Annotated in this window: 18 protein-coding genes; 15 read left to right on the top strand and 3 right to left on the bottom strand. The window is 72.1% G+C overall.

Going from position 1 to position 22,595, the window contains the following annotated elements; translation table 11 throughout:
• The first annotated feature begins 183 nt into the window (after positions 1-183).
• From SACTE_RS23785 to mutM, 9 genes are all read left to right on the top strand, one after another.
• A complete protein-coding gene (locus SACTE_RS23785; RefSeq protein WP_014048565.1) occupies positions 184-1,806 on the top strand; it encodes a DAK2 domain-containing protein in 1,623 nt (540 codons plus the stop codon).
• A gap of 37 nt (positions 1,807-1,843) precedes the next feature.
• Complete coding sequence (recG, locus tag SACTE_RS23790) at positions 1,844-4,108, top strand: ATP-dependent DNA helicase RecG (RefSeq protein WP_014048566.1); 2,265 nt, start codon at positions 1,844-1,846, stop codon at positions 4,106-4,108.
• Between the two features lie 93 nt (positions 4,109-4,201).
• Positions 4,202-4,786, top strand: a complete 585-nt coding sequence (gene rsmD, locus SACTE_RS23795) for a 16S rRNA (guanine(966)-N(2))-methyltransferase RsmD (protein ID WP_014048567.1) — start codon at positions 4,202-4,204, stop codon at positions 4,784-4,786.
• A 26-nt stretch (positions 4,787-4,812) separates the two neighbouring features.
• Complete coding sequence (coaD, locus tag SACTE_RS23800) at positions 4,813-5,292, top strand: pantetheine-phosphate adenylyltransferase (protein WP_019992291.1); 480 nt, start codon at positions 4,813-4,815, stop codon at positions 5,290-5,292.
• Between the two features lie 97 nt (positions 5,293-5,389).
• Positions 5,390-6,502, top strand: coding sequence for a hypothetical protein (locus SACTE_RS23805; RefSeq protein ID WP_014048569.1), 1,113 nt, complete (start codon positions 5,390-5,392; stop codon positions 6,500-6,502).
• A gap of 206 nt (positions 6,503-6,708) precedes the next feature.
• Entirely contained in the window at positions 6,709-7,314 is a 606-nt protein-coding gene (locus SACTE_RS23810; RefSeq protein ID WP_014048570.1) for a DUF177 domain-containing protein, read from the top strand.
• A gap of 2 nt (positions 7,315-7,316) precedes the next feature.
• Entirely contained in the window at positions 7,317-7,490 is a 174-nt protein-coding gene (gene rpmF, locus SACTE_RS23815; RefSeq protein ID WP_003965982.1) for a 50S ribosomal protein L32, read from the top strand.
• A 19-nt stretch (positions 7,491-7,509) separates the two neighbouring features.
• Positions 7,510-8,334, top strand: coding sequence for a ribonuclease III (gene rnc / locus SACTE_RS23820; protein ID WP_014048571.1), 825 nt, complete (start codon positions 7,510-7,512; stop codon positions 8,332-8,334).
• A 77-nt stretch (positions 8,335-8,411) separates the two neighbouring features.
• Complete coding sequence (mutM, locus tag SACTE_RS23825; RefSeq protein WP_014048572.1) at positions 8,412-9,269, top strand: bifunctional DNA-formamidopyrimidine glycosylase/DNA-(apurinic or apyrimidinic site) lyase; 858 nt, start codon at positions 8,412-8,414, stop codon at positions 9,267-9,269.
• A 22-nt stretch (positions 9,270-9,291) separates the two neighbouring features.
• Here the strand turns inward: mutM and SACTE_RS23830 are convergent, their stop codons facing one another.
• A complete protein-coding gene (locus tag SACTE_RS23830; protein WP_014048573.1) occupies positions 9,292-10,266 on the bottom strand; it encodes a CAP domain-containing protein in 975 nt (324 codons plus the stop codon).
• Positions 10,267-10,421: 155 nt separating this feature from the next.
• On the opposite strand from SACTE_RS23830, the gene SACTE_RS23835 reads away from it, so the two are divergent.
• From SACTE_RS23835 to SACTE_RS23850, 4 genes are all read left to right on the top strand, one after another.
• Positions 10,422-10,703, top strand: coding sequence for an acylphosphatase (locus SACTE_RS23835; protein WP_014048574.1), 282 nt, complete (start codon positions 10,422-10,424; stop codon positions 10,701-10,703).
• A gap of 438 nt (positions 10,704-11,141) precedes the next feature.
• Positions 11,142-11,354, top strand: coding sequence for a hypothetical protein (locus SACTE_RS23840; protein WP_014048575.1), 213 nt, complete (start codon positions 11,142-11,144; stop codon positions 11,352-11,354).
• A gap of 287 nt (positions 11,355-11,641) precedes the next feature.
• Positions 11,642-15,421, top strand: a complete 3,780-nt coding sequence (locus tag SACTE_RS23845; protein WP_014048576.1) for an AAA family ATPase — start codon at positions 11,642-11,644, stop codon at positions 15,419-15,421.
• Positions 15,422-15,674: 253 nt separating this feature from the next.
• Positions 15,675-17,093: a sugar porter family MFS transporter gene (locus SACTE_RS23850; protein ID WP_014048577.1), complete on the top strand. Its 1,419-nt coding sequence runs from the start codon at positions 15,675-15,677 to the stop codon at positions 17,091-17,093.
• Positions 17,094-17,166: 73 nt separating this feature from the next.
• Here SACTE_RS23850 and SACTE_RS23855 read toward each other — a convergent pair whose 3' ends face one another.
• Positions 17,167-18,549, bottom strand: a complete 1,383-nt coding sequence (locus SACTE_RS23855) for a cytosine permease (RefSeq protein ID WP_019992287.1) — start codon at positions 18,547-18,549, stop codon at positions 17,167-17,169.
• A 124-nt stretch (positions 18,550-18,673) separates the two neighbouring features.
• On the opposite strand from SACTE_RS23855, the gene ftsY reads away from it, so the two are divergent.
• Positions 18,674-19,879, top strand: a complete 1,206-nt coding sequence (gene ftsY, locus SACTE_RS23860; RefSeq protein ID WP_014048579.1) for a signal recognition particle-docking protein FtsY — start codon at positions 18,674-18,676, stop codon at positions 19,877-19,879.
• Between the two features lie 67 nt (positions 19,880-19,946).
• On the opposite strand, the gene SACTE_RS23865 is transcribed toward ftsY, so the two are convergent.
• Complete coding sequence (locus SACTE_RS23865) at positions 19,947-20,594, bottom strand: bifunctional DNA primase/polymerase (RefSeq protein ID WP_014048580.1); 648 nt, start codon at positions 20,592-20,594, stop codon at positions 19,947-19,949.
• A gap of 424 nt (positions 20,595-21,018) precedes the next feature.
• Between SACTE_RS23865 and SACTE_RS23870 the strand changes: the two genes are divergently transcribed.
• The gene (locus SACTE_RS23870) at positions 21,019-22,494 is read left to right on the top strand and encodes a hypothetical protein (protein ID WP_014048581.1); all 1,476 of its coding nucleotides are present in this window, start codon (positions 21,019-21,021) and stop codon (positions 22,492-22,494) included.
• Positions 22,495-22,595 lie beyond the last annotated feature (101 nt).

The raw sequence follows: 22,595 nt of genomic DNA on the forward strand, positions 1-22,595 counted from the left end.
ACCGGAGGAATGGCCCGACTTGCGCCGGGCAACCGAAGCAGCATACCCCGCCTGCTCCGGAGATACGAAACTACCACGGCTCGCCACCGCCTCCGCCCGCCCCTGTCCCCGGCCGGGACCGGACCCGGGGGCTAACCTGCGGTGCAGCCCAGCCCCCCACGGCCGCCACAAGGAGGACCCACGGTGCCGCAGCCCCCCGAGGCCCTGGACGCCGTAGCGGTGCGCGCCTGGTGCTCCCTGGCCCTGGAGGCACTGGGCCGTGAGCGCGAGGCGATCGACGCCATCAACGTGTATCCCGTGGCCGACGGGGACACCGGGACCAACCTCTACCTGACCGTGGAATCGGCGGCGGCGGCCGTCGAAGCCGTCTTCGCCGCCCATGAGACCGGCACCACCGCGCCCGCCCTGGCCGACGTCGTACGCGCCATGGCGCACGGGGCGCTGATCGGTGCCCGGGGGAACTCCGGGACGATCCTGGCCCAGTTGCTGCGCGGCATGGCGGGCGTCCTGGCCGCGGCGGGTGACGCGGACCACCTGCGCCGGGCGCTGGCCGAGGCCGCGGCCTCGGCCCGGCTCGCCGTCGCCCACCCCGTGGAGGGCACCGTGCTCACCGTCGCCTCCGCCGCCGCCGAGGCCGCCGGAGCGACGGCCGCGGCCGCGGACCTCACGGACGTGGCCGACGCGGCGTACGCCGGGGCGCGCACCGCGCTGGCGCACACCCCCCAGCGGCTGGCCGTCCTCGGCCGGGCCGGAGTCGTGGACGCGGGCGGGCAAGGACTGGTGACGGTCCTCGGTGCCCTGCTGGAGGCGGTCGGCGGGCGGGCCCCGGCCGGCCCGGCCCCGCTGGTCCCTGCGGGCCCCCCGCTCACCGGCGCGTGCGCGGAGGCGGACCCGGAGGGCGGACCCGCCTTCGAGGTGATCTACCTGCTGGAAGCCTCCGACGACGCCGTCGGCCGGCTCCGCACCCGGCTGGACGCGCTCGGCGACTGCCTGGTGGTGGTCGGCGGCGACGGCCTCTGGAACGTCCACGTCCACGTCGACGACGCCGGGGCCGCCGTGGAGGCCGGCGTCGAGGCGGGCCGCCCCCACCGCATCCGGATCACCCACTTCGCGGCCGACCGGATCCGCGCCCACCGCGAACCGGCCCAGCGCGCCGTCGTCGTGGTGGTCCCCGGCGACGGCCTCCTCGGCCTGTGCGCCGAGGCCGGGGCGACCACCGTTCTCGCCCGCCCCGGCGAACCGCCCGCCAGCGGCGAACTGGTCGACGCGATCCGCCGTGCGCACGCCCGCGAGGTCGTCCTGCTGCCCAACGACGCCCAACTGCGCCACACCGCGGCGGCCGCCGCCGAACAGGCCCGGACCGAAGGCGTACGCGTCGCCCTGATCCCCACCCGGGCCGCCGTCCAGGGCATCGCCGCCCTCGCCGTCCACGAGCCCGATCGCAGCTTCGACGAGGACGTGGTGGCGATGACCGCCGCGGCCGGCGCCACCCGGTACGCCGAACTCGCCGTCGCCGAAAGGCAGTCCTGGACCACCGCCGGCATCTGCCAGGCCGGTGACGTCCTCGGCCTGATCGACGGCGACGTCGCCGTCATCGGCGACGACGTCACCGGCACCGCCCGCACCGTCCTGGACCGGATGCTGTCGGCGGGCGGCGAACTCGTCACCCTGGTACTCGGCGAGGAGATGCCGGACGCCCTGGCCGCACTCCTGGAGGAGCACGTCCGCGAAGGGCACCTCGCCGTCGACACCGTGATCTACCGGGGCGGCCCCCGGACGGCGCCCCTGCTGATCGGCGTGGAGTGAGCGGCCCTCACCGCGTTTGTCAGTGCCGTGGTGTGCAATGGAGCGCGTGTCTGCGTTCGATGAACCACTGAAGAAGCTGCTCGGCGGACCCACCGCCAAGGTGATGGCGGAACACCTCGACCTGCACACGGTCGGTGACCTCCTGCACCACTACCCGCGCCGGTACGAGGAGCGGGGCCGCCTCACGGCGCTCACCGACCTCCCGCTGGACGAGCACGTGACGGTCGTCGCCCAGGTCGCCGACGCCCGCGTCATGACGTTCAACGGCGGTCGCGGCAAGCGCCTGGAGGTCACCCTGACCGACGGCAGCGGACGGCTCCAGCTGGTCTTCTTCGGACACGGCGTCCACAAACCGCACAAGGAGCTGCTGCCGGGCCGCCGGGCGATGTTCGCGGGCAAGGTCTCGGTCTTCAACCGCAAGCTCCAGCTCGCCCACCCCACCTACCAGCTCCTCGACGCCCAGGCCGAGGACGAGGCGACCGAGGCCGTCGACGCCTTCGCCGGACAGCTGCTGCCGATCTACCCCGCCTGCAAGCAGCTCGACTCCTGGCGGATCGCCAAGGCCGTGGACACCGTCCTGCCCAGCGCCCAGGAGGCCGTCGACCCGCTGCCCGCCTCCCTGCGGGAAGGACGCGGCTTCCTCCCCCTCCCCGAGGCGCTGCTGAGGATCCACCGCCCGCACACCAAGGCGGACATCGCCGCCGCGCGGGAACGGCTGCGGTGGGACGAGGCCTTCGTCCTCCAGGTCGCCCTCGCCCGCCGCCGCTTCGCCGACACCCAGCTCCCCGCCGTCGCCCGCCGTCCGGTGCCCGACGGCCTGCTCGACGCCTTCGACGCCGTACTGCCCTTCACCCTCACCGAGGGCCAGCAGAAGGTCACCGGCGAGATCTTCGGGGACCTGGCCACCGAACACCCCATGCACCGGCTGCTCCAGGGCGAGGTGGGGTCGGGCAAGACCCTCGTCGCCCTGCGCGCCATGCTCCGCGTCGTCGACGCCGGCGGCCAGGCCGCGATGCTCGCCCCCACCGAGGTCCTCGCCCAGCAGCACCACCGCTCGATCACCGAGATGATGGGGGAGCTGGCCGAGAACTGGGGGCTGTGGCGCGAAGCGCCTCTCGACGAGGGACGTCGGCCGGGTGACGGGCGGGCGCTCGGCGGCTCGGATCGGGGCACCAAGGTGGTGCTGCTCACCGGCTCCATGGGCACCGCGGCCCGCCGCCGGGCCCTGCTCGACCTGGTCACCGGCGAGGCCGGGATCGTCATCGGCACCCATGCCCTGATCGAGGACAAGGTGAAGTTCCACGACCTCGGCCTCGTCGTCGTCGACGAACAGCACCGCTTCGGCGTGGAACAGCGCGACGCCCTGCGCTCCAAGGGCAAGCAGCCGCCGCACCTGCTCGTCATGACGGCCACCCCCATCCCGCGCACGGTCGCGATGACGGTCTTCGGCGACCTGGAGACCTCCGTCCTGGACCAGCTGCCGGCCGGCCGCTCGCCCATCGCCAGCCACGTCGTCCCCGCCAAGGACAAGCCCCACTTCCTCGACCGCGCCTGGGAGCGCGTCCGCGAGGAGGTGGAGGGCGGCCACCAGGCGTACGTCGTGTGCCCCCGCATCGGCGACGACGCCGACGAGGCGGAGAAGAAGAAGGGCAGGAAGCAGAGCGCCCCCGCGGACGACGCCGAGAAGCGCCCGCCGCTCGCCGTGCTGGACATCGCCGCGCAGCTCGCGAAGGGCCCGCTCGCCGGCCTGCGGATCGAGGTGCTGCACGGCAGGATGCCCCCCGACGACAAGGACGACGTGATGCGCCGGTTCGCCGCCGGAGAGGCCGACGTCCTGGTCGCGACGACGGTCATCGAGGTCGGCGTGAACGTCCCCAACGCCACCGCCATGGTGATCATGGACGCCGACCGCTTCGGCGTCTCCCAGCTGCACCAGCTGCGCGGACGTGTCGGTCGCGGCTCGGCCCCCGGCCTGTGCCTGCTGGTCAGCGAGGCCCACGAGGCGAGCCCAGCCCGGGCCAGGCTCTCGGCGGTCGCCGCCACCCTGGACGGCTTCGAGCTCTCCCGGATCGACCTCGAACAGCGCCGTGAGGGCGATGTCCTCGGGCAGGCCCAGTCCGGCGTCCGCTCCTCCCTGCGGGTGCTCAGCGTCATCGACGACGAGGAGGTCATCGCGGCGGCCCGCGAGGAGGCCGTCCGGGTCGTCGCCGCCGACCCCGACCTGGAACGGCTCCCGGAGCTGCGCACCGCCCTGGACGCCCTTCTGGACAAGGACCGAGAGGAGTACCTCGACAAGGGGTGACCAGCGCCGGGCCGGCCCCGACGCCATATCGTGGGGGCACGGCACGCGTCCCACTCCGGCGTGCCGCCCGCGACCCCCGAGGACCAGACACCCATGACCCGCGTGATCGCAGGCGTGGCCGGCGGACGCCGCCTGGCCGTCCCGCCCGGCACCGGCACCCGCCCCACCTCCGACCGGGCGCGCGAAGGCCTCTTCTCCACCTGGGAAGCGCTCCTGGGCACCCTCGACGGCATCCGCGTCGCCGACCTCTACGCGGGCTCCGGCGCCGTGGGACTCGAAGCGCTCTCCCGGGGAGCCGTCCACGTCCTGCTCGTCGAGGCCGACGCCAAGGCCGCGCGCACCGTCCGCGAGAACGTCCGGACCCTCGGACTGCCGGGCGCCGAGGTGCGGACCGGCAAGGCGGAGACGACCGTGACGGGACCGGCGCCCGCCGACCCCTACGACGCGGTCTTCCTCGACCCGCCGTACGCCGCCAGTGATGCCGATCTTCGCGAGATCCTGCTCACACTCCGTGCTCAGGGGTGGCTCACGGGCGGCGCCCTCGTCACGGTGGAACGGAGCACCAGAGGCGGAGAATTCAACTGGCCCGAGGGATTCGAGCCACTGCGGGCCCGTCGTTACGGCGAGGCGACGTTTTGGTACGGTCGCGCCGCCTCTACGTGCGAAGACGCACGATGACCGCACCGGAGAGCGAGGGAAACACGTTGCGCCGCGCCGTCTGTCCCGGGTCGTTCGACCCCATCACCAACGGACATCTCGACATCATCGGTCGAGCCTCGAAGCTGTACGACGTCGTCCACGTCGCCGTGATGATCAACCAGTCCAAGAAGGGGCTGTTCACGGTGGACGAGCGGATCGACCTGATCCGCGAGGTGACCGCCGACTTCGGCAACGTCGAGGTCGAGTCCTTCCACGGTCTACTGGTCGACTTCTGCAAGGAGCGCGACATCCCGGCGATCGTGAAGGGCCTGCGGGCCGTCAGCGACTTCGACTACGAGCTGCAGATGGCCCAGATGAACAACGGCCTCTCCGGGGTCGAGACGCTCTTCGTGCCGACGAACCCGACGTACAGCTTCCTGTCGTCCTCCCTGGTCAAGGAGGTCGCCACCTGGGGCGGGGACGTGTCCCACCTGCTGCCGCCGACCGTCCACCAGGCCCTCGTGGAACGCATCGGCCGCGCGTGAACCGCTGACGCCCCGTCACCAGGTGTCGGACGGGAGGCTCCTGGCCTTACAGTCGTCCCGTCCGTCTCCAACAGCAGCAGAGAGTGGCGAGCACACGGTGGACGTGCAGAAGAAGCTCGACGAGATCGTCGAAACGGTCGGGAACGCCCGTTCCATGCCCATGTCGGCGTCCTGCGTGGTCAACCGCGCCGACCTGCTCGCGATGCTCGAAGAGGTGCGCGACGCCCTGCCCGGCTCGCTCGCGCACGCCGAGGAGGTCCTCGGCGGCCGTGAGCAGGTCGTCGAGCAGGCCCGGCAGGAGGCCGAGCGGATCCTTCAGTCCGCCCGCGCCGAGCGCGGATCGCTGATCGCCGACACCGAGATCGCCCGCCGCTCCCAGGCCGAGGCCGACCGCATCCTGACCGCGGCCCGCCGGGAGGCCGACGAGGTCCGCAGCGAGGCGGACGAGTACGTCGACAGCAAGCTCGCCAACTTCGAGGTCGTCCTCACCAAGACCATCGGATCCGTCGACCGGGGCCGGGAGAAGCTGCTGGGCCGCGGCGAGGGGATCGACGCCGAGGGCTACGAGGACCCGGACTACGCCGAGGCGCCCGAGCGCAGCGGCGACCCCGAGACCCTCAGGCGGCGCGCGGACGAGTACGTCGACGCCAAGTTCGGTGCCTTCGAGGCCGTGCTCGCCAAGACCCTGGAAGCCGTCGGCCGCGGCCGGCAGAAGCTGCACGGCCGGGTCGCCACCGACGAGCTCGGTGCGCACATGGCCGCCCAGGACGCGGCGGGCGGCGCGCTGCACACCAGCGACGAGGACCACTGGGCCGGCCTCGCCGAGATCGCCACCCCGGAGCCGCGGCACACCCCGCAGCAGCCCGCGTACGCCGAGCCCGCGCAGCCGGACTACACCCCGGCGGCCGACTACCAGGACCCCGCGCAGCCGGCCTTCCCGGCCCAGGCCCAGCCGGAACCGCAGTACGCGCAGACCTACGCCTACCAGGACCAGCCGCTCCAGCCGGAGGGCTACGGCTACCAGCAGCAGCCCGACCCCTACGCCTACCAGCAGCAGGCCTACGACCCGAACCAGCAGCAGGACTACGGCTGGGCGCAGCAGCCCCAGGCCCCCGTCCAGCAGGGCGAGGGCGTGCTCGACGAGACCAGCCTGTTCGACACGAGCATGATCGACCTGGACCAGCTGCGCCGGTACGAACAGGGGCGCTGATCCGGTAGGCCGGCGGACCGGAAGGACCGGATTGGGAGCTGGGCGGTACGTCCAGTATCCTGGCTCTTCGGTCGCGCCTATGTCCGCGATCCGGCCTGCCCGCTTCCTCCCGGAGCGGGGCGGCCCTCCCCGAGCAGCACGTCGCACATGATCTTTCGAAAGCAGGAGAAGCCCTGAACGGCCACCTCGACCACCGCAACCCCCTCGTGTTCGATACGCGCGAGCTGGGTCGGCGTCCAGGTGCCATGAAGCGGCTGTCCCGCACGGTGGAAGCGCCGAAGGACCTCGGTATCGACGGGGTCATCGGTGTGCCGGAGAACGCGCCCCTGGTGCTGGACCTCCGCCTCGAATCGGTCATGGAAGGGGTGCTCGTCACAGGCACCGCCCGTGCGGCGGCCGAAGGGGAGTGCGTAAGGTGTCTGGAGCCGCTGACCCTGGAGGTCGAAGCGGACTTCCAGGAGATGTTCTCGTACCCTGACGCCGATGACCGGAACCGCGGCAGCGCGGACCCGGTCGACGACGCCGAGGACGACGAGGACAGGTTCTTCCTCGAGGACGGCTTGTTCGACCTCGAGCCTGTGCTGCGTGACGCGGTGGTGCTCGCACTGCCGCTGCAGCCGGTGTGCAAGGAGACCTGTGCCGGTCTGTGTTCCGAGTGCGGAATCAGGCTGGACGAGAATCCGGGCCACCACCACGATGCCGTCGACATCCGTTGGGCGGCACTGCAAGGACTCGCCGACACCGTTCAGGACGGCGAGAAGGACAACATGGGCGGCGCCGAACCGGGCGTCGACGAGAAGCAGGAGAAGTAGCCGTGGCTGTTCCGAAGCGGAAGATGTCGCGCAGCAACACGCGCCACCGCCGGTCGCAGTGGAAGGCTGCGGTCCCCACCCTGGTTTCGTGCGAGCGTTGCCAGGAGCCGAAGCTGCAGCACATCGCGTGCCCGAGCTGCGGCACCTACAACAAGCGCCAGGTCCTCGAGGTCTGAGCGGCTGGTGAGAGGCCCGATGTCTGAGTTGTCCAGCGCCAAGAAGCAGGCAGACAACATCAACACAGCCTCGTCCCACACGCTTCTGGAAGGGCGGCTCGGGTATCACCTCGAGTCCGCCCTTCTGGTGCGTGCGCTGACCCACCGTTCGTACGCGTACGAGAACGGCGGTCTGCCCACCAACGAGCGGCTGGAGTTCCTCGGGGACTCGGTGCTCGGCCTGGTGGTCACGGACACGCTGTACCGGACCCACCCCGACCTGCCCGAAGGCCAGCTGGCCAAGTTGCGGGCCGCGGTGGTCAACTCGCGTGCGCTTGCGGAGGTGGGCCGCGGGCTCGACCTCGGCTCCTTCATCCGGCTCGGCCGCGGTGAAGAGGGCACAGGTGGCCGGGACAAGGCTTCCATCCTCGCCGACACCCTTGAAGCGGTGATCGGCGCCGTCTATCTCGACCAAGGTCTCGACGCGGCCTCGGAGCTGGTGCACCGGCTCTTCGACCCGCTGATCGACAGGTCCTCGAACCTCGGGGCCGGCCTGGACTGGAAGACCAGTCTCCAGGAGCTCACCGCGAGCGAGAGCCTCGGCGTACCCGAGTACCTCGTCACGGAGACCGGACCGGACCACGAGAAGACCTTCACTGCTGCCGCTCGCGTCGGTGGTGTCTCGTACGGCACCGGCACCGGCCGTAGCAAGAAGGAAGCGGAGCAGCAGGCGGCCGAGTCCGCCTGGCGTGAGATCAGCGCCGCCGCCGAGGAGCGGGAGGCCGCGGGGAAGTCCGCGGCCGGGGCAGGGGCCGCCGACACCCCTGCCGCCGACCCGCCCCGGGCGGACGCCGCTCCGGCCTGACCCCTGTCGAAAGCCCCCCGGTGCACATGCGCCGGGGGGCTCTCGCTGTCCCGTCCTGTTCCCCGAGGAGCGCCGCCGTGCCCGAACTGCCCGAGGTCGAAGTCGTACGGAGAGGGCTGGAGCGCTGGGTCTCCGGGCGCACCGTCGAGGACGTGGACGTCCTGCACCCGCGTGCCGTCCGCCGGCACATCGCGGGCGGCCCCGACTTCGCGGCCCGGCTGCGGGGGCTGCGCTTCGGGACCGCGATGCGGCGCGGCAAGTACCTGTGGATCCCGCTGGACGAGGTGTCCGCCTCGCTGCTCGGCCACCTCGGCATGAGCGGCCAGCTGCTCGTCCAGCCGTCCGAGGCGCCGGACGAGAAGCACCTGCGCATCCGGGTCCGTTTCGCCGACGACCTCGGCACGGAGCTGCGCTTCGTCGACCAGCGGACCTTCGGGGGCCTCTCGCTCCACGACAACACCCCGGACGGGCTGCCCGACGTCATCGCGCACATCGCCCGCGACCCGCTGGACCCCGCCTTCGACGACGCCGCCTTCCACACCGCGCTGCGGCTGCGGCGTACGACGGTCAAGCGCGCACTGCTCGACCAGTCCCTGATCAGCGGCGTCGGCAACATCTACGCCGACGAGGCGCTCTGGCGCAGCAGGCTGCACTACGAGCGGCCGACCGCGACCCTCACCCGGCCGAGGACGGCGGAGCTGCTGGGCCACGTCCGGGACGTGATGCGCGAGGCCCTGGCCCAGGGCGGCACCAGCTTCGACAGCCTGTACGTCAACGTGAACGGCCAGTCCGGCTACTTCGACCGCTCACTGGACGCGTACGGACGCGAGGACGAGCCCTGCCACCGCTGCGGGACGCCGATGCGGCGCCGGCCGTGGATGAACCGCTCCAGCTACTACTGCCCGCGCTGCCAGCGCCCGCCGCGCCCCGCCTGACGGGGCTGACGGCGGACACGCCCTAGAACCCGAAGTCCTGCGTCCACCACGGGCCGCCGGGACCGAAGTGCACGCCCACGCCGAGGGTCGTGTAGTCGCAGTTGAGGATGTTGGCGCGGTGTCCGTCGCTGGCCATCCAGGCGTCCATCACGGCCTGTGCGTCGGCCTGGCCGCGGGCTATGTTCTCGCCGCCGAGCCCCGACACCCCGGCCGCGTCGGCACGGTCCCAGGGGGTCGCGCCGTCGGGGTCGGTGTGGCCGAAGAAGTCGCGGGCGGCCATGTCCTCGCTGAAGTCCTGGGCCAGCGCGGTCAGGGAGGCGGCGGCGGTGACCGGGCTGCAGCCGACCTTGGCGCGTTCCTGGTTGACGAGGGAGAGCACGGCGGCCTGGGCGGTGGTGGCGGCCGGGGCCGACGGCGAGGCGGCCGGGCTGCTCGGTGAGGCGGACGCCGTCCGTGGCGCGGACGGTGCTTCGGCGCTGGGGCTCGTGCTCTTCTTCGGCGCCTCGGACCGCGGTGCCGCCGTCGTCCGCTCGGACGTCTTCGAGGGAGCCGCCGTCGTGGGGGCCGCCGACGGCTTCGTGCTCTGCTCGGAGGCGTCGGCGGACGGCTTGCCCGCAGTGCCGGCGGAGGACTTGGCGGGGGCCGCGGCCCGGCCGGCGCCCCGGTCCGCCTCGGCGGACGCCGAGGCGGAGGTGCGGTCAGCCGGGGACTCGGAGGAGCCGCCCTGGGTCAGCAGGTCGGGGGCCCCGGCCGTGCGGTACGGATCGGCCGAGGTGTCACCGCTGACGCTGTAGGTGTCGCCACCGGGCAGCAGACCCGAGGCGACCCCGACCGCGCCGACGGCCACCGCCGCGGAGACCCCGAGGAGACCGGCGCGCAGCGGCAGGCCGGTCCGCTTCTTCCCACGGTCCGGGCGGGTCCCCCGGCGTCCGCCCACCGCACCGGCCGCGTCCTGTTCAGCGGCGGGAGCGGCGCCCGCGCGTCGATGGCGTCCCATGCGCTGTGCCTTCCTCGTCCTCCGGGCGTCCACCTCGACGTCCCGTGTTTGCTCTCGTACTCACCCGTTCGAGTGAGCCGTGTGCGACGGGACTGTACGCCATGGGCCATAGGGGTGACGTGCCTCTTGAGCAATTGCCCGGTTAGCGTTCGGGCATGAACGAAGAAGCACGCCTTGTCGTCTGGGTACGCGGCCGAGTACAGCAAGTGGGATTTCGCTGGTTCACCAGGGCAAACGCATTGGAGATCGGCGGTCTCACCGGCTTCGCCCTCAATCTCGAGGACGGTCGGGTGCAGGTCGTGGCGGAAGGGCCACGTGAGAATTGCCACCGTCTGCTGGAATGGCTCGCCTCCGACGACACGCCCGGACACGTGGACGGAGTCACTGAGATCTGGGACACGCCCCGCGGCGGTTACGACGGATTCGCGATCCGCTGATCATGGCCTCGGGGGCCGGCGCGAATCCCGTGCGTATCCGGTGGGTGCCGAAAGGTGACCGGGCCGCCCCGAGGGCGCCCGCACCCGAAATGACCTGCGAAAGGACCCGGGAGCGACCCATGGTTGCCAAGAACGGGAAGACGTGCCAGGCTGCGGCATTGACGAAGATCTCCACGCCCCTCGGGACCCCGTAGGAGAGCCGCGCCCGGTGATCGTCGGGCGGCGTGCCCCCGGGAGCCCCGCCTCCACGGGGTGTGATCGTGTTGACCGTCAAACCTTTTGGTGAGACGCTGAAAACCCCGCGCACCTTACCTGTTCGGCGGAGCTCTCGTCACAGCGGACCGCAGTGACGGCAGGGCGAAACCGAGCACCGCGGGTGCGAATCCCTCACGACCCACACCGCATCGGTCGGTCACTCATTGTGGAGGACCATCCATCATGGCAAAGGCGCTTCTCGGTTACGTCGGCGGTTCCGACCCGCGACTCCTCGCCGAGATGCGACGGCTCCAGCAGCGCGTCCAGGACCTGGAATCCGAGCTCGTACGGATCCAGAGTGAGAACGACGCGCTCAACGCCGCCGCTCAGCACCAGGAGTCGCTGCTCGACAGCATCGACATCGACGTACCCCAGGCGGAGCCCGCGCTGACCTGATCCGCTCGCCGTCCCGGCAGGCCCACCCGCCGGGACACCGTGTCAGCCGCGCATCCTCGTCACCTACATGTCTTCGTCACGGAATCGCCCTGGACGTCGAGGTCCCCTCGTGTTCAGGCCCGCCCGCGATCCGTCACGCAGGCTTGCGTAACCATTACAAGGGACGCCTCGGCGTCCCTTTTTCTTTTGCCCCCCGGCCGTCCGCGGGCCGTCGCCCTTCGCTTACCGTCTGATGTGCCCTGCACCTTCATCGGTGAAACCGAGAGTGAAAGGTAGAGTCCGGCGGCGTGCACCTCAAGGCCCTGACCCTGCGTGGTTTCAAATCGTTCGCCTCCGCCACGACCCTGCGGTTCGAACCGGGGATCACCTGCGTCGTGGGACCCAACGGATCCGGCAAATCCAATGTGGTGGACGCCCTTTCCTGGGTCATGGGCGAGCAGGGCGCCAAATCGCTGCGCGGCGGCAAGATGGAAGACGTGATCTTCGCCGGAACGACGGGAAGGCCACCGCTCGGCCGCGCCGAAGTCTCGCTGACCATCGACAATTCCGACGGCGCGCTGCCTATCGAGTACGCCGAAGTGACGATCACACGGATCATGTTCCGCAACGGCGGCAGCGAATACCAGATCAATGGGGACACCTGCCGGCTCCTGGACATCCAGGAACTCCTCTCCGACTCCGGTATCGGCCGGGAGATGCACGTCATCGTCGGGCAGGGCCGGCTCGACTCCGTACTGCACGCCGATCCGACGGGCCGCCGCGCCTTCATCGAGGAGGCGGCCGGAGTGCTCAAGCACCGCAAGCGCAAGGAGAAGGCGCTGCGGAAGCTGGAGGCGATGGGAGCCAACCTCGCCCGCGTCCAGGACCTGACCGACGAGCTGCGGCGCCAGCTCAAGCCACTCGGCCGGCAGGCCGCGGTGGCCCGCCGGGCCGCCGTCATCCAGGCCGACCTGCGCGACGCCCGGCTGCGCCTCCTCGCCGACGACCTGGTGCGGCTACGGGAGGCGCTGCGCAGTGAGATCGCCGACGAGGCGGCCCTCAAGCGGCGCAGGGAGGCCGCCGAGGCCGACCTGAAGGCGGCGCTCGCCCGGGAGGCGGACCTGGAGGACGAGGTACGGCGGCTGGCGCCACGGCTCCAGCGGGCCCAGCAGACCTGGTACGAGCTCTCCCAGCTCGCCGAGCGCGTCCGGGGGACGATCTCGCTCGCCGACGCCCGGGTGAAGAGCGCCACCGCCGCTCCCGAGGAGGAGAGGCGCGGACGCGACCCGGAGGACATGGAGCGGGAGGCCGCCCGCATCCGCGAGCAGGAGGCCGAGCTGGAAGCGGCCCTGGAAGCCGCGGAGCACGCCCTGGACGACACCACCGCTCACCGTTCGGAACTCGAACGCGAACTGGCCGCCGAGGAGCGCCGGCTCAGGGACGCCGCCCGCGCCATCGCCGACCGGCGCGAGGGCCTGGCCCGGCTGACCGGGCAGGTCAACGCGGCCCGCAGCCGGGCCGGTTCGGCGCAGTCGGAGATCGACCGGCTGGCGGCCGCCCGGGACGAGGCGCGGCAGCGGGCGGCCGCGGCCCAGGAGGAGTACGAAGCACTCCAGGCCGAGGTCGAGGGACTGGACGCCGAGGACCTGGAGCTGGCGGAGCGCCACGAGGACGCCAAACGCCGGCTGGACGAGGCGGAGTCGGCGCTCGGCGACGCCCGTGAGGCGGCCACCGCGGCCGAGCGCAGGCGCGCCGCCGTGGCGGCCCGTCACGAGGCGCTCTCGCTGGGCCTGCGCCGCAAGGACGGCACCGGCGTACTGCTCGGCGCGCGGGACCGGCTGTCAGGAGTGCTCGGCCCGGCCGCGGAACTGCTCACCGTGGCCCCGGGGCACGAGGTCGCGGTCGCGGCGGCGCTGGGGGCGGCGGCCGACGCGGTCGCGGTGAGCGACCCCGCGACGGCGGCCGAGGCGATCCGGCTGCTGCGCAAGCAGGACGCGGGACGTGCGGCGCTGCTGCTGGGCGAGGCCGGCGGACAACTGCCCGCCCAGGCGGGACAGGCGGGACAGGCGGGACAGGCGGGACATGTGGCCCAGGAGACGGGTGCCGCCGGCCAGGTGCCTGCCTCCGGGCACGGGCCCGAGGACCGCCCGGCTCTGCCCGGACAGGCACAGGGGGCCCCGCCGGAACACCGGCCCGAGACGACGGCCGCCCCGGACCGGCTGCCGGGGCAGACGTCCGGCGCCCAGGAAACCGCCGGACGACAGGCGCCCGCCGCCACCGCACCGGCGGCCCCCGCCGTGGCCGGCCTGGTGCGGGGCCCGGCCGGACTGATGGCCGCCGTACGCCGACTGGTCCGCGACATGGTCGTCGTCGGCACCCTGGAGGACGCGGAGGACCTGGTCGCAGCCCACCCCGGGCTGACCGCCGTGACCGCCGAAGGCGATGTGCTCGGGGCCCACTTCGCACACGGCGGGTCCGCCGGGGCGCCCAGCCTCCTGGAGGTGCGGGCCTCCGTGGACGAGGCCGCCGCCGAGCTGGCCGAGCTGGCCGTGCGGTGCGAGGAGCTCGCCGAGGAGCAGCGGCGCGCGGCGGCACGGCGTACCGAGGGAGCCGGCCGCGCCGAGGAGCTGGGGGAGCGGCGCAGGGCAGCCGAGCGGGAGAGGTCCGGGGTCTCCCAGCAGCTCGGACGGCTGGCCGGCCAGGCCCGGGGCGCGGCCGGGGAGGCCGAGCGGATGACGGCGTCCGCCGCCCGCGCCCAGGAGGCCCTGGAACGGGCCACCGAGGAGGCCGAGGAGCTCGCGGAACGGCTGCTGGTCGCCCAGGAGGCCCCGGTCGACGAGGAGCCCGACACCTCGGTACGGGACCGGCTCGCCGCCGACGGGGCCAACGCGCGCCAGACGGAGATGGAGGCCCGCCTCCAGGTCCGCACCCACGAGGAGCGGGTCAAGGCGCTGGCCGGACGTGCCGACGCCCTCGACCGCGGGGCGAGGGCCGAGCGGGAGGCCCGCGCCCGGGCCGAGCGGCGGCGGGCCCGGCTGCGCCACGAGGCCGAGGTGGCCGCCGCCGTGGCGTCCGGCGCCAGGCAACTGCTCGCCCACGTCGAGGTGTCCGTCGTACGGGCCGATCAGGAGCGCACGTCGGCCGAGGCGGCGAAGGCCGGACGCGAGCGGGAGCTGACGGCCGAACGCGGCCGGGGCCGCGACCTGAAGAGCGAACTCGACCGGCTCACCGACTCGGTGCACCGCGGTGAGGTGCTCGGCGCCGAGAAGCGGCTGCGCATGGAACAGCTGGAGGCGAAGGGGCTGGAGGAGTTCGGGGTGGAGCCGGCGGGGCTGGCCGCCGAGTACGGCCCCGACCAGCCGGTGCCGCCGTCACCCGCGGCCGACGGCGAGGAGCTGCCGGAGGACCCGGAGCACCCGCGCAACCGTCCGGTGCCGTTCGTCCGGGCCGAGCAGGAGAAGCGGCTGAAGGCGGCCGAACGGGCGTACCAGCAACTCGGGAAGGTGAATCCTCTCGCCCTGGAGGAGTTCTCGGCGCTGGAGGAACGGCACAAGTTCCTCTCCGAGCAGCTCGAAGACCTGAAGAAGACGCGGGCCGATCTGATGCAGGTGGTCAAGGAGGTCGACGAGCGCGTCGAGCAGGTGTTCACGGAGGCGTTCCGGGACACCGCCCGCGAGTTCGAGGGTGTCTTCGCCCGGCTCTTCCCGGGCGGGGAGGGCCGGCTCGTCCTGACCGACCCCGACAACATGCTCACCACCGGTCTGGACGTCGAGGCACGGCCTCCGGGCAAGAAGGTCAAGCGGCTCTCCCTGCTCTCCGGCGGTGAGAGATCCCTTACGGCCGTTGCCCTGCTGGTCGCCATCTTCAAGGCCAGGCCCAGCCCCTTCTACGTCATGGACGAGGTCGAGGCGGCGCTCGACGACACCAATCTGCAGCGGCTGATCCGGATCATGGAGGAGCTCCAGGAGAGCTCCCAGCTGATCGTGATCACGCACCAGAAGCGGACGATGGAGGTCGCCGACGCGCTCTACGGCGTCTCGATGCAGGGTGACGGCGTGTCGAAGGTGATCAGCCAGCGCCTGCGCTGACGGCCAGGTTCGGCCGTTTGAGTTCCCTTACGCAGCCTTCACAGAATCTTCAATGTTTCAACGCGCTTTCTCGGCACTCCTGGGTACTCGACTGTCCCGACACGGGTCGACCCCGGCTCTTGACTTCGAAACTTGAACGCATAATCTCTGCAATGTCGTTTTTACCTTCAAGTGGTGGTCGGGCGAGAGTTGTGCGCCACTGGGAGGGTTCACCCCCCACGCCTGACGGTGCGGCCAGGCAACAGGAGTTCATGTGACCAGCGCAGCGCACGGACCGGAGTCCGGGGCCCGAGCGGCCCATCCGGACCACCTCGGGCATGTCATCTTCATCACGGCGGCCGCAGCGATGGGCGGCTTCCTCTTCGGCTACGACAGTTCCGTGATCAACGGCGCCGTCGAGGCCATCAGGGACCGGTACGAGATCGGGTCCGGCACGCTGGCCCAGGTCATCGCCATCGCCCTGATCGGCTGTGCGATCGGCGCGGCCACGGCCGGGCGCATCGCCGACCGGATCGGCCGCATCCGGTGCATGCAGATCGCCTCGGTGCTCTTCACCATCAGCGCCGTCGGGTCCGCACTGCCGTTCGCCCTCTGGGACCTCGCCATGTGGCGGATCATCGGCGGCTTCGCGATCGGTATGGCCTCGGTCATCGGCCCGGCCTACATCGCCGAGGTCTCGCCGCCCGCCTACCGCGGCCGGCTCGGCTCCTTCCAGCAGGCGGCCATCGTCGTCGGTATCGCCATCTCGCAGCTGGTCAACTACGGCATCCTGCAGATCGCGGACGGCGACCAGCGCGGCAAGATCCTCGGCTTCGAGGCATGGCAGTGGATGCTCGGCGTGATGGTCGTGCCCGCGATCCTCTACGGGCTGCTGTCCTTCGCGATCCCGGAGTCGCCGCGCTTCTTGATCTCGGTCGGCAAGCGGGACCGGGCGCGCAAGATCCTGGAAGAGGTCGAGGGCAAGAACATCGACCTCGACGCCCGGGTGAACGAGATCGAGACGGCCATGCGCCGTGAGCACAAGTCGAAGTTCAGCGACCTGCTGGGCAGCCGCTTCGGCTTCCTGCCGATCGTCTGGGTCGGTATCGGCCTGTCGGTCTTCCAGCAGCTCGTCGGCATCAACGTGGCGTTCTACTACTCGGCGACGCTGTGGCAGTCCGTGGGCATCGACCCGACGGACTCCTTCTTCTACTCGTTCACCACGTCGATCATCAACATCATCGGCACCGTCATTGCGATGATCATGGTGGACCGGATCGGCCGCCGGCCGCTCGCGCTCATCGGCTCGACCGGTATGGCCGTCGCGCTGGCGTTCGAGGCCTGGGCCTTCTCCGCCGACCTGGTGGACGGCAAGCTGCCGACCACCCAGGGCACGGTGGCCCTGATCGCCGCCCACGTGTTCGTGCTCTTCTTCGCCCTGTCGTGGGGTGTCGTCGTCTGGGTCTTCCTCGGCGAGATGTTCCCCAACCGCCTCCGCGCCGCCGCGCTCGGTGTCGCCGCCTCCGCCCAGTGGATCGCCAACTGGGCCATCACCGCGAGCTTCCCGAGCCTGGCCGACTGGAACCTGTCGGGCACCTACATCATCTACGCCTGCTTCGCCACGCTCTCGATCCCCTTCGTGCTCAAGTTCGTGAAGGAGACCAAGGGCAAGGCGCTGGAGGAGATGGGCTGATCCCCGCTGTCCCTCTCCTCGCTCCGGGAACGCTGCCCCGGTCCGGCACCCGCCGGACCGGGGCAGCGCTCTGTCATCCCGCGGCGTCCGCCCGGGCGGCCGGGCGGCGCAGGAGTGCGTACATCCCCGCCGCGACGAGCACCGTCGCGGCCCAGCCCAGGCCGTTGCGCCCGATCCAGGTGCCGGCGAACGGGCCGGTCAGCCACCGCGCCTTGACGAAGAGCAGCCCCACGACGAGGGCGGTGGCCCAGGCGGTCACCGCGGACAGGCGGAAGCCGGCCGTGTACCAGTAGGCACTGCGCGACGTGGTGTCCATGAGGGCCTCGGCGTCGTACACGCGCCCGTACAGCAGGTCCACGCCGAACACCCCGATCCAGGCGGAGAACGTCACACCGAGCAGGGTCAGGAACGCGAGGAAGGCGTCGAGGAAGTCCGCCGCCACCACCATCAGCCACCCGCCGAGCAGGACGCTGATGAGGGCGTTGACGCCCACGGCCCGGGTGCGCGGAAGGGCGATGCCGAGCGTCTGGGCGGTGAAACCCGCCGAGTACATCGACATCGCGTTGATCATCACCATCCCGGCCACCGCGATCAGCAGGTACGGCACCGAGATCCACACCGGCAGCAGTTCCCCGATGAAGGCCACCGGGTCCTTCGTGACCGCCAGGTCCGGCGCGCCCACCGCCATCACCGCGCCCATCGTCACCATCGGGGCCACGGTGATCACCGCGCCGGCCACGGTGGCGCCCACCATCGCGCCGCCCGAAGCCGAACGCGGCAGATACCGGGCGAAGTCCGGGCCGGACGGGACCCAGCTGATGCCCCCGGCGGCCAGCGTCCCCACCCCGGCGACCGTCATCGCCGCCGAACCCGCCGGGCGGTCCAGGACGGCCTGCCACGGTGTGGTGACGACGAGGTGGACCAGCACGAGGAGGCTGGCGCCACCGAAGAGGTACGCCGAGGCCCCGCAGCACATCCGCAGCGCGCGGATGCCGAGCCCCGAGACGAGGAAGCCGGCGGCGACGAAGGCGGTCAGCGTCGACAGTGCGAGCGTGCTCGTCCGCCGGACGTCCAGCACCAGATCGAGCACGGCCAGCAGGGCGTAGGCGCCGGTGACGGCGTTGACGGTCTCCCAGCCCCAGCGTGCCACCCACAACAGGGCGCCGGGCAGGAGGTTGCCGCGCTGCCCGAAGACCGCCCTCGACAGCGCCATGCCGGGGGCGCCCCCGCGCTTCCCCGCGATCGAGACCAGGCCCACCAGCCCGAACGCGAGCAGGGGAGCGGTCACCGCGACGGTCAGCACCTGCCAGAAGTTGAGGCCGTTGAAGACGGTCAGCCCGGCCCCCACCGTCAGCAGCAGCACCGTCATGTTGGCCGTCACCCAGGTGGGGAAGAGGGCGCGGACCCGGCCGGTGCGCTCGTCGTCGGGGACGGGGTCCAGACCGCGGTTCTCCACGCGCAGCAGCGTACCGGCAGGTCGCCCTTTTGCCTCCAAAAGGTGCATAAGCCCCGCGTGGTCGGTCCGGGCGCCACTCCGGAACCACGCCGGAGGGACCTCTGTGGCCGATACTGGACGGGTTATGGAAATCGTCATCCTTGCTGTAGTCATCGCCCTGGTCGCGGTCGGCCTGATCAGCGGGCTCGTGGTCAGCAGCCGCAAGAAGAAGCAGCTGCCGCCCTCGGCGCCGTCGAGCACGCCGACCCTCACTCCTCCCGCCGAGCCCCGTGTCGGCGAGGAGGCCGAGACGCCGCGCGACGAAGCGCGGCGCCCCATCGAGGAGGTCGGTCTCCCCGGTGCCGGGACTCCCGTCGAGGAGGAGCCGGTCGTCCTCGAACCGGAGACCCCCGCGCTGGAGGTCCCCGAGCCCACCGCCGGCCGGCTGGTGCGCCTGCGCGCCCGGCTCGCCCGCTCGCAGAACTCCCTCGGGAAGGGGCTGCTCGCACTCCTGTCCCGCGACAACCTCGACGAGGACACCTGGGAGGAGATCGAGGACACGCTCCTGACGGCCGACGTCGGCGTGGCCCCCACCCAGGAGCTGGTGGAGCGGCTGCGCGAGCGGGTCCGCGTCCTCGGTACCCGTACGCCCGAGGAACTGCGCGCGCTGCTGCGCGAGGAGCTCGTGGCCCTGCTCGGCCCCGACTTCGACCGTGAGGTGAAGACCGAGGGCGGCGCCGAGACGCCCGGCGTCGTGATGGTCGTCGGGGTCAACGGCACCGGCAAGACGACCACGACGGGCAAGCTCGCCCGGGTGCTGGTCGCCGACGGGCGCAGCGTCGTGCTCGGCGCCGCGGACACCTTCCGCGCCGCCGCCGCCGACCAGCTCCAGACCTGGGGCGAGCGCGTCGGCGCCCGTACCGTCCGCGGGCCCGAGGGCGGCGACCCCGCCTCGATCGCCTTCGACGCGGTGAAGGAGGGCATCGCCGAGGGTGCCGACGTGGTGCTCATCGACACCGCGGGCCGACTCCACACCAAGACCGGCCTCATGGACGAGCTCGGCAAGGTGAAGCGGGTCGTCGAGAAGCACGGGCCGCTGGACGAGGTCCTCCTCGTCCTCGACGCCACGACCGGGCAGAACGGCCTCGTGCAGGCCCGCGTCTTCGCCGAGGTCGTCGACATCACCGGCATCGTCCTGACCAAGCTGGACGGCACCGCCAAGGGCGGCATCGTCATCGCCGTCCAGCGCGAGCTGGGCGTCCCGGTCAAGCTCATCGGCCTCGGTGAGGGGCCGGACGACCTCGCCCCGTTCGAACCGGGTGCCTTCGTCGACGCGCTGATCGGCGACTGACCGCACCGACGACCCCGATCGCCGGAAGGGCGGTGGACCCCCTCGGGGGCTCACCGCCCTTCGGCCGTCACAGGCGATGGCATATGTACGCCAGGGTGCCCAGCAGCAGGCGCGCGTGCGGGGGAGTGACCGACGTGTCCGGCGGCGGTGGGCGCAGCCAGCGGACCGGGCCGAGGCCGCCGAGGTCCGAGGGCGGGGCGGTGACGAAGCTGCCCGGTCCCAGGGCGCGCAGGTCCAGGTCGGCGTCGTCCCAGCCCATCCGGTAGAGCAGCCCGGGTAACTGGGCCGCGGCGCCGGGGGCGACGAAGAACTGGGTACGCCCGTCGGGTGTCACCGTCACGGGGCCGAGCGGCAGGCCCATCCGCTCCATCCTGACCAGCGCGCGTCGGCCGGGCGCCTCCGCGACGTCGAGCACGTCGAACGCACGGCCCACCGGGAGCAGTAACGAGGCGCCCGGCACCTCGGCCCAGGCGTCCGCGGCCGCGCGGAGGGTGGCGCCCGCGGGGACCTCGAGGGAGAAGTCCAGCGGGTGCGCGCCGGGGGCGGCGCAGCAAAGATCCCCGCAGGAGCAGATCCCCGCCGCGGCCCGGGTGCCCGGGACGACCGCCCAGCCCCGGAGCCCCGTGTACTCGGCCACCGCGGTCGCCCCGGCCGTACGGCCGCGGCGCCGCGATCCGGGGCGCATCTCGCGGATGCCGCCGATCGTGAAGCCCATGCCCCCTCCAACGGGTCCGACTCACCGGTGGTTACGACCGGAGCCCCGAACGTCCTCCGTCGCCGCCGGCGGTTCCGCAGCGCGTGGTGGAGGTGCGGGGGGTGTGCGCCCGTGGCTGCGCGCGCCCCTGAATGCTTCACTCCGCCTGTCACTGATCGCGCTCTGTCAAGTGAATCGCGGCTGGTCCCCGGCGCGTTCATCCGAAGGGGTGGCGAATGGTGGCGTTTCCGCCACCCCCTCGCGTCAGCGGTGACCGAGGCGTTACTGTCGGTACCGAGCCTGCAATTGCATGTGCGTCCGTGGGTATGCCACGGGCAACCCGATGTCCGGTCCGGCGGTGGGCAATCGCCGTACGGGCAGGGACGGGACACGGCATTCTGACGGAGGTTCGCGCGAAGGATTCCAGCGGGATGGGGGCGTTCCAGTGAGTGGCAGCGGCGCAGGCGAGACGAATGCCGGAAAGCGCCCGAACGGGCAGCTCGGCTCGTGGTTCGTCCGCAGCGGCTGGTCGAAGGGCGAGCTCGCCCGCCAGGTGAACCGCCGGGCCCGTCAGATGGGCGCCCACCACATCAGCACCGACACCTCACGGGTGCGGCGCTGGCTGGACGGCGAGCAGCCGCGCGAACCCATTCCGCGCATCCTCTCCGAGCTCTTCTCCGAGCGCTTCGGCACCGTCGTCCCCGTCGAGGACCTCGGGCTGCGCTCCGCCCACCAGTCGCCCTCGGTGTCCGGGGTGGACCTGCCCTGGGCGGGCCCGCAGACCGTGGCGCTGCTCAGCGAGTTCTCCCGCAGCGACCTGATGCTGGCCCGGCGCGGCTTCCTCGGCAGCTCCCTCGCCCTGGCCGCCGGGCCCACCCTCATCGAGCCGATGCAGCGCTGGCTGGTGCCCGTCACCCCCGGAGCGCAGCCGGAGGCGGAACAGAAGACCGCCTCCTCCCGCCCCTCCAAGCTCTCCCGGCCGGAGCTGGATCTGCTGGAGTCCACCACCGCGATGTTCCGGCAGTGGGACGCCCAGTGCGGTGGCGGACTGCGCCGCAAGGCGGTCGTGGGCCAGCTCCACGAGGTCACCGACCTCTTACAGGAGCCCCACCCCGAGGCGACCTCCAAGCGGCTCTTCCGCTGCGCCGCCGAGCTGGCCGAGCTCGCCGGATGGATGAGCTACGACGTGGGACTCCAGCCCACCGCCCAGAAGTACTTCGTGCTGGCCCTGCACGCGGCCAAGGAGGCCGGGGACAAGCCGCTCGGCTCCTACATCCTGTCCAGCATGAGCCGCCAGATGATCCACCTCGGCCGGCCCGACGACGCACTCGAACTGATCCACCTCGCCCAGTACGGCAGCCGCGACTGCGCGACCGCCCGCACCCAGGCCATGCTGTATGCGATGGAGGCCCGGGCCTACGCCAACATGGGCCAGCCCAGCAAGTGCCGGCGCGCGGTCCGGATGGCCGAGGACACCTTCGCCGACGCGGCCTTCGACGACGCGCCCGAGCCCGACTGGATCCGCTTCTTCTCCGACGCCGAGCTGCACGGCGAGAACGCGCACTCCTACCGCGACCTCGCCTACGTCGCAGGCCGCAGCCCCACGTACGCCTCGCTCGCCGAGCCCGTCATGGCCCGCGCGGTGGAGCTGTTCGGCGAGGACGACGAACACCAGAGGTCCTACGCCCTCAACCTCATCGGCATGGCCACCGTGCACCTCCTCCAGCGCGAGCCCGAGAAGTCCACCGTGCTGGCCACCCAGGCCCTGCACGTCGCCAAGCGGGTCCGGTCCGAGCGCGTCAACACCCGGCTCCGCAAGACCGTCGACACCGCCGTCAGGGACTTCGGCGACATCCCCGAGGTCGCCCGGCTCACCGACCTGCTCACCGAACAACTCCCGGAGACCGCCGAAGCGGTCTGACCGGCGGCGCTCCCGTACCGGAGCCCGCCCCGGCGCCCCGGCGCCGGCCCCGCAACCACCGGCCACGACAGCCGTCCCCACATCCCGACTCGGCTCCCCCA

The sequence above is a fragment of the Streptomyces sp. SirexAA-E genome (assembly GCF_000177195.2).
Lineage (GTDB): Bacteria > Actinomycetota > Actinomycetes > Streptomycetales > Streptomycetaceae > Streptomyces > Streptomyces flavovirens.

Excerpts from the sequence above, each read along its gene's own strand:
- recG (WP_014048566.1), top strand. The coding sequence starts at position 1,844 with ATGGAGCGCGTGTCTGCGTTCGATGAACCACTGAAGAAGCTGCTCGGC.
- rsmD (WP_014048567.1), top strand. The coding sequence starts at position 4,202 with ATGACCCGCGTGATCGCAGGCGTGGCCGGCGGACGCCGCCTGGCCGTC.
- rnc (WP_014048571.1), top strand. The coding sequence starts at position 7,510 with ATGTCTGAGTTGTCCAGCGCCAAGAAGCAGGCAGACAACATCAACACA.
- SACTE_RS23830 (WP_014048573.1), bottom strand. The coding sequence starts at position 10,266 with ATGGGACGCCATCGACGCGCGGGCGCCGCTCCCGCCGCTGAACAGGAC.
- SACTE_RS23835 (WP_014048574.1), top strand. The coding sequence starts at position 10,422 with ATGAACGAAGAAGCACGCCTTGTCGTCTGGGTACGCGGCCGAGTACAG.
- SACTE_RS23840 (WP_014048575.1), top strand. The coding sequence starts at position 11,142 with ATGGCAAAGGCGCTTCTCGGTTACGTCGGCGGTTCCGACCCGCGACTC.
- ftsY (WP_014048579.1), top strand. The coding sequence starts at position 18,674 with ATGGAAATCGTCATCCTTGCTGTAGTCATCGCCCTGGTCGCGGTCGGC.
- SACTE_RS23865 (WP_014048580.1), bottom strand. The coding sequence starts at position 20,594 with ATGGGCTTCACGATCGGCGGCATCCGCGAGATGCGCCCCGGATCGCGG.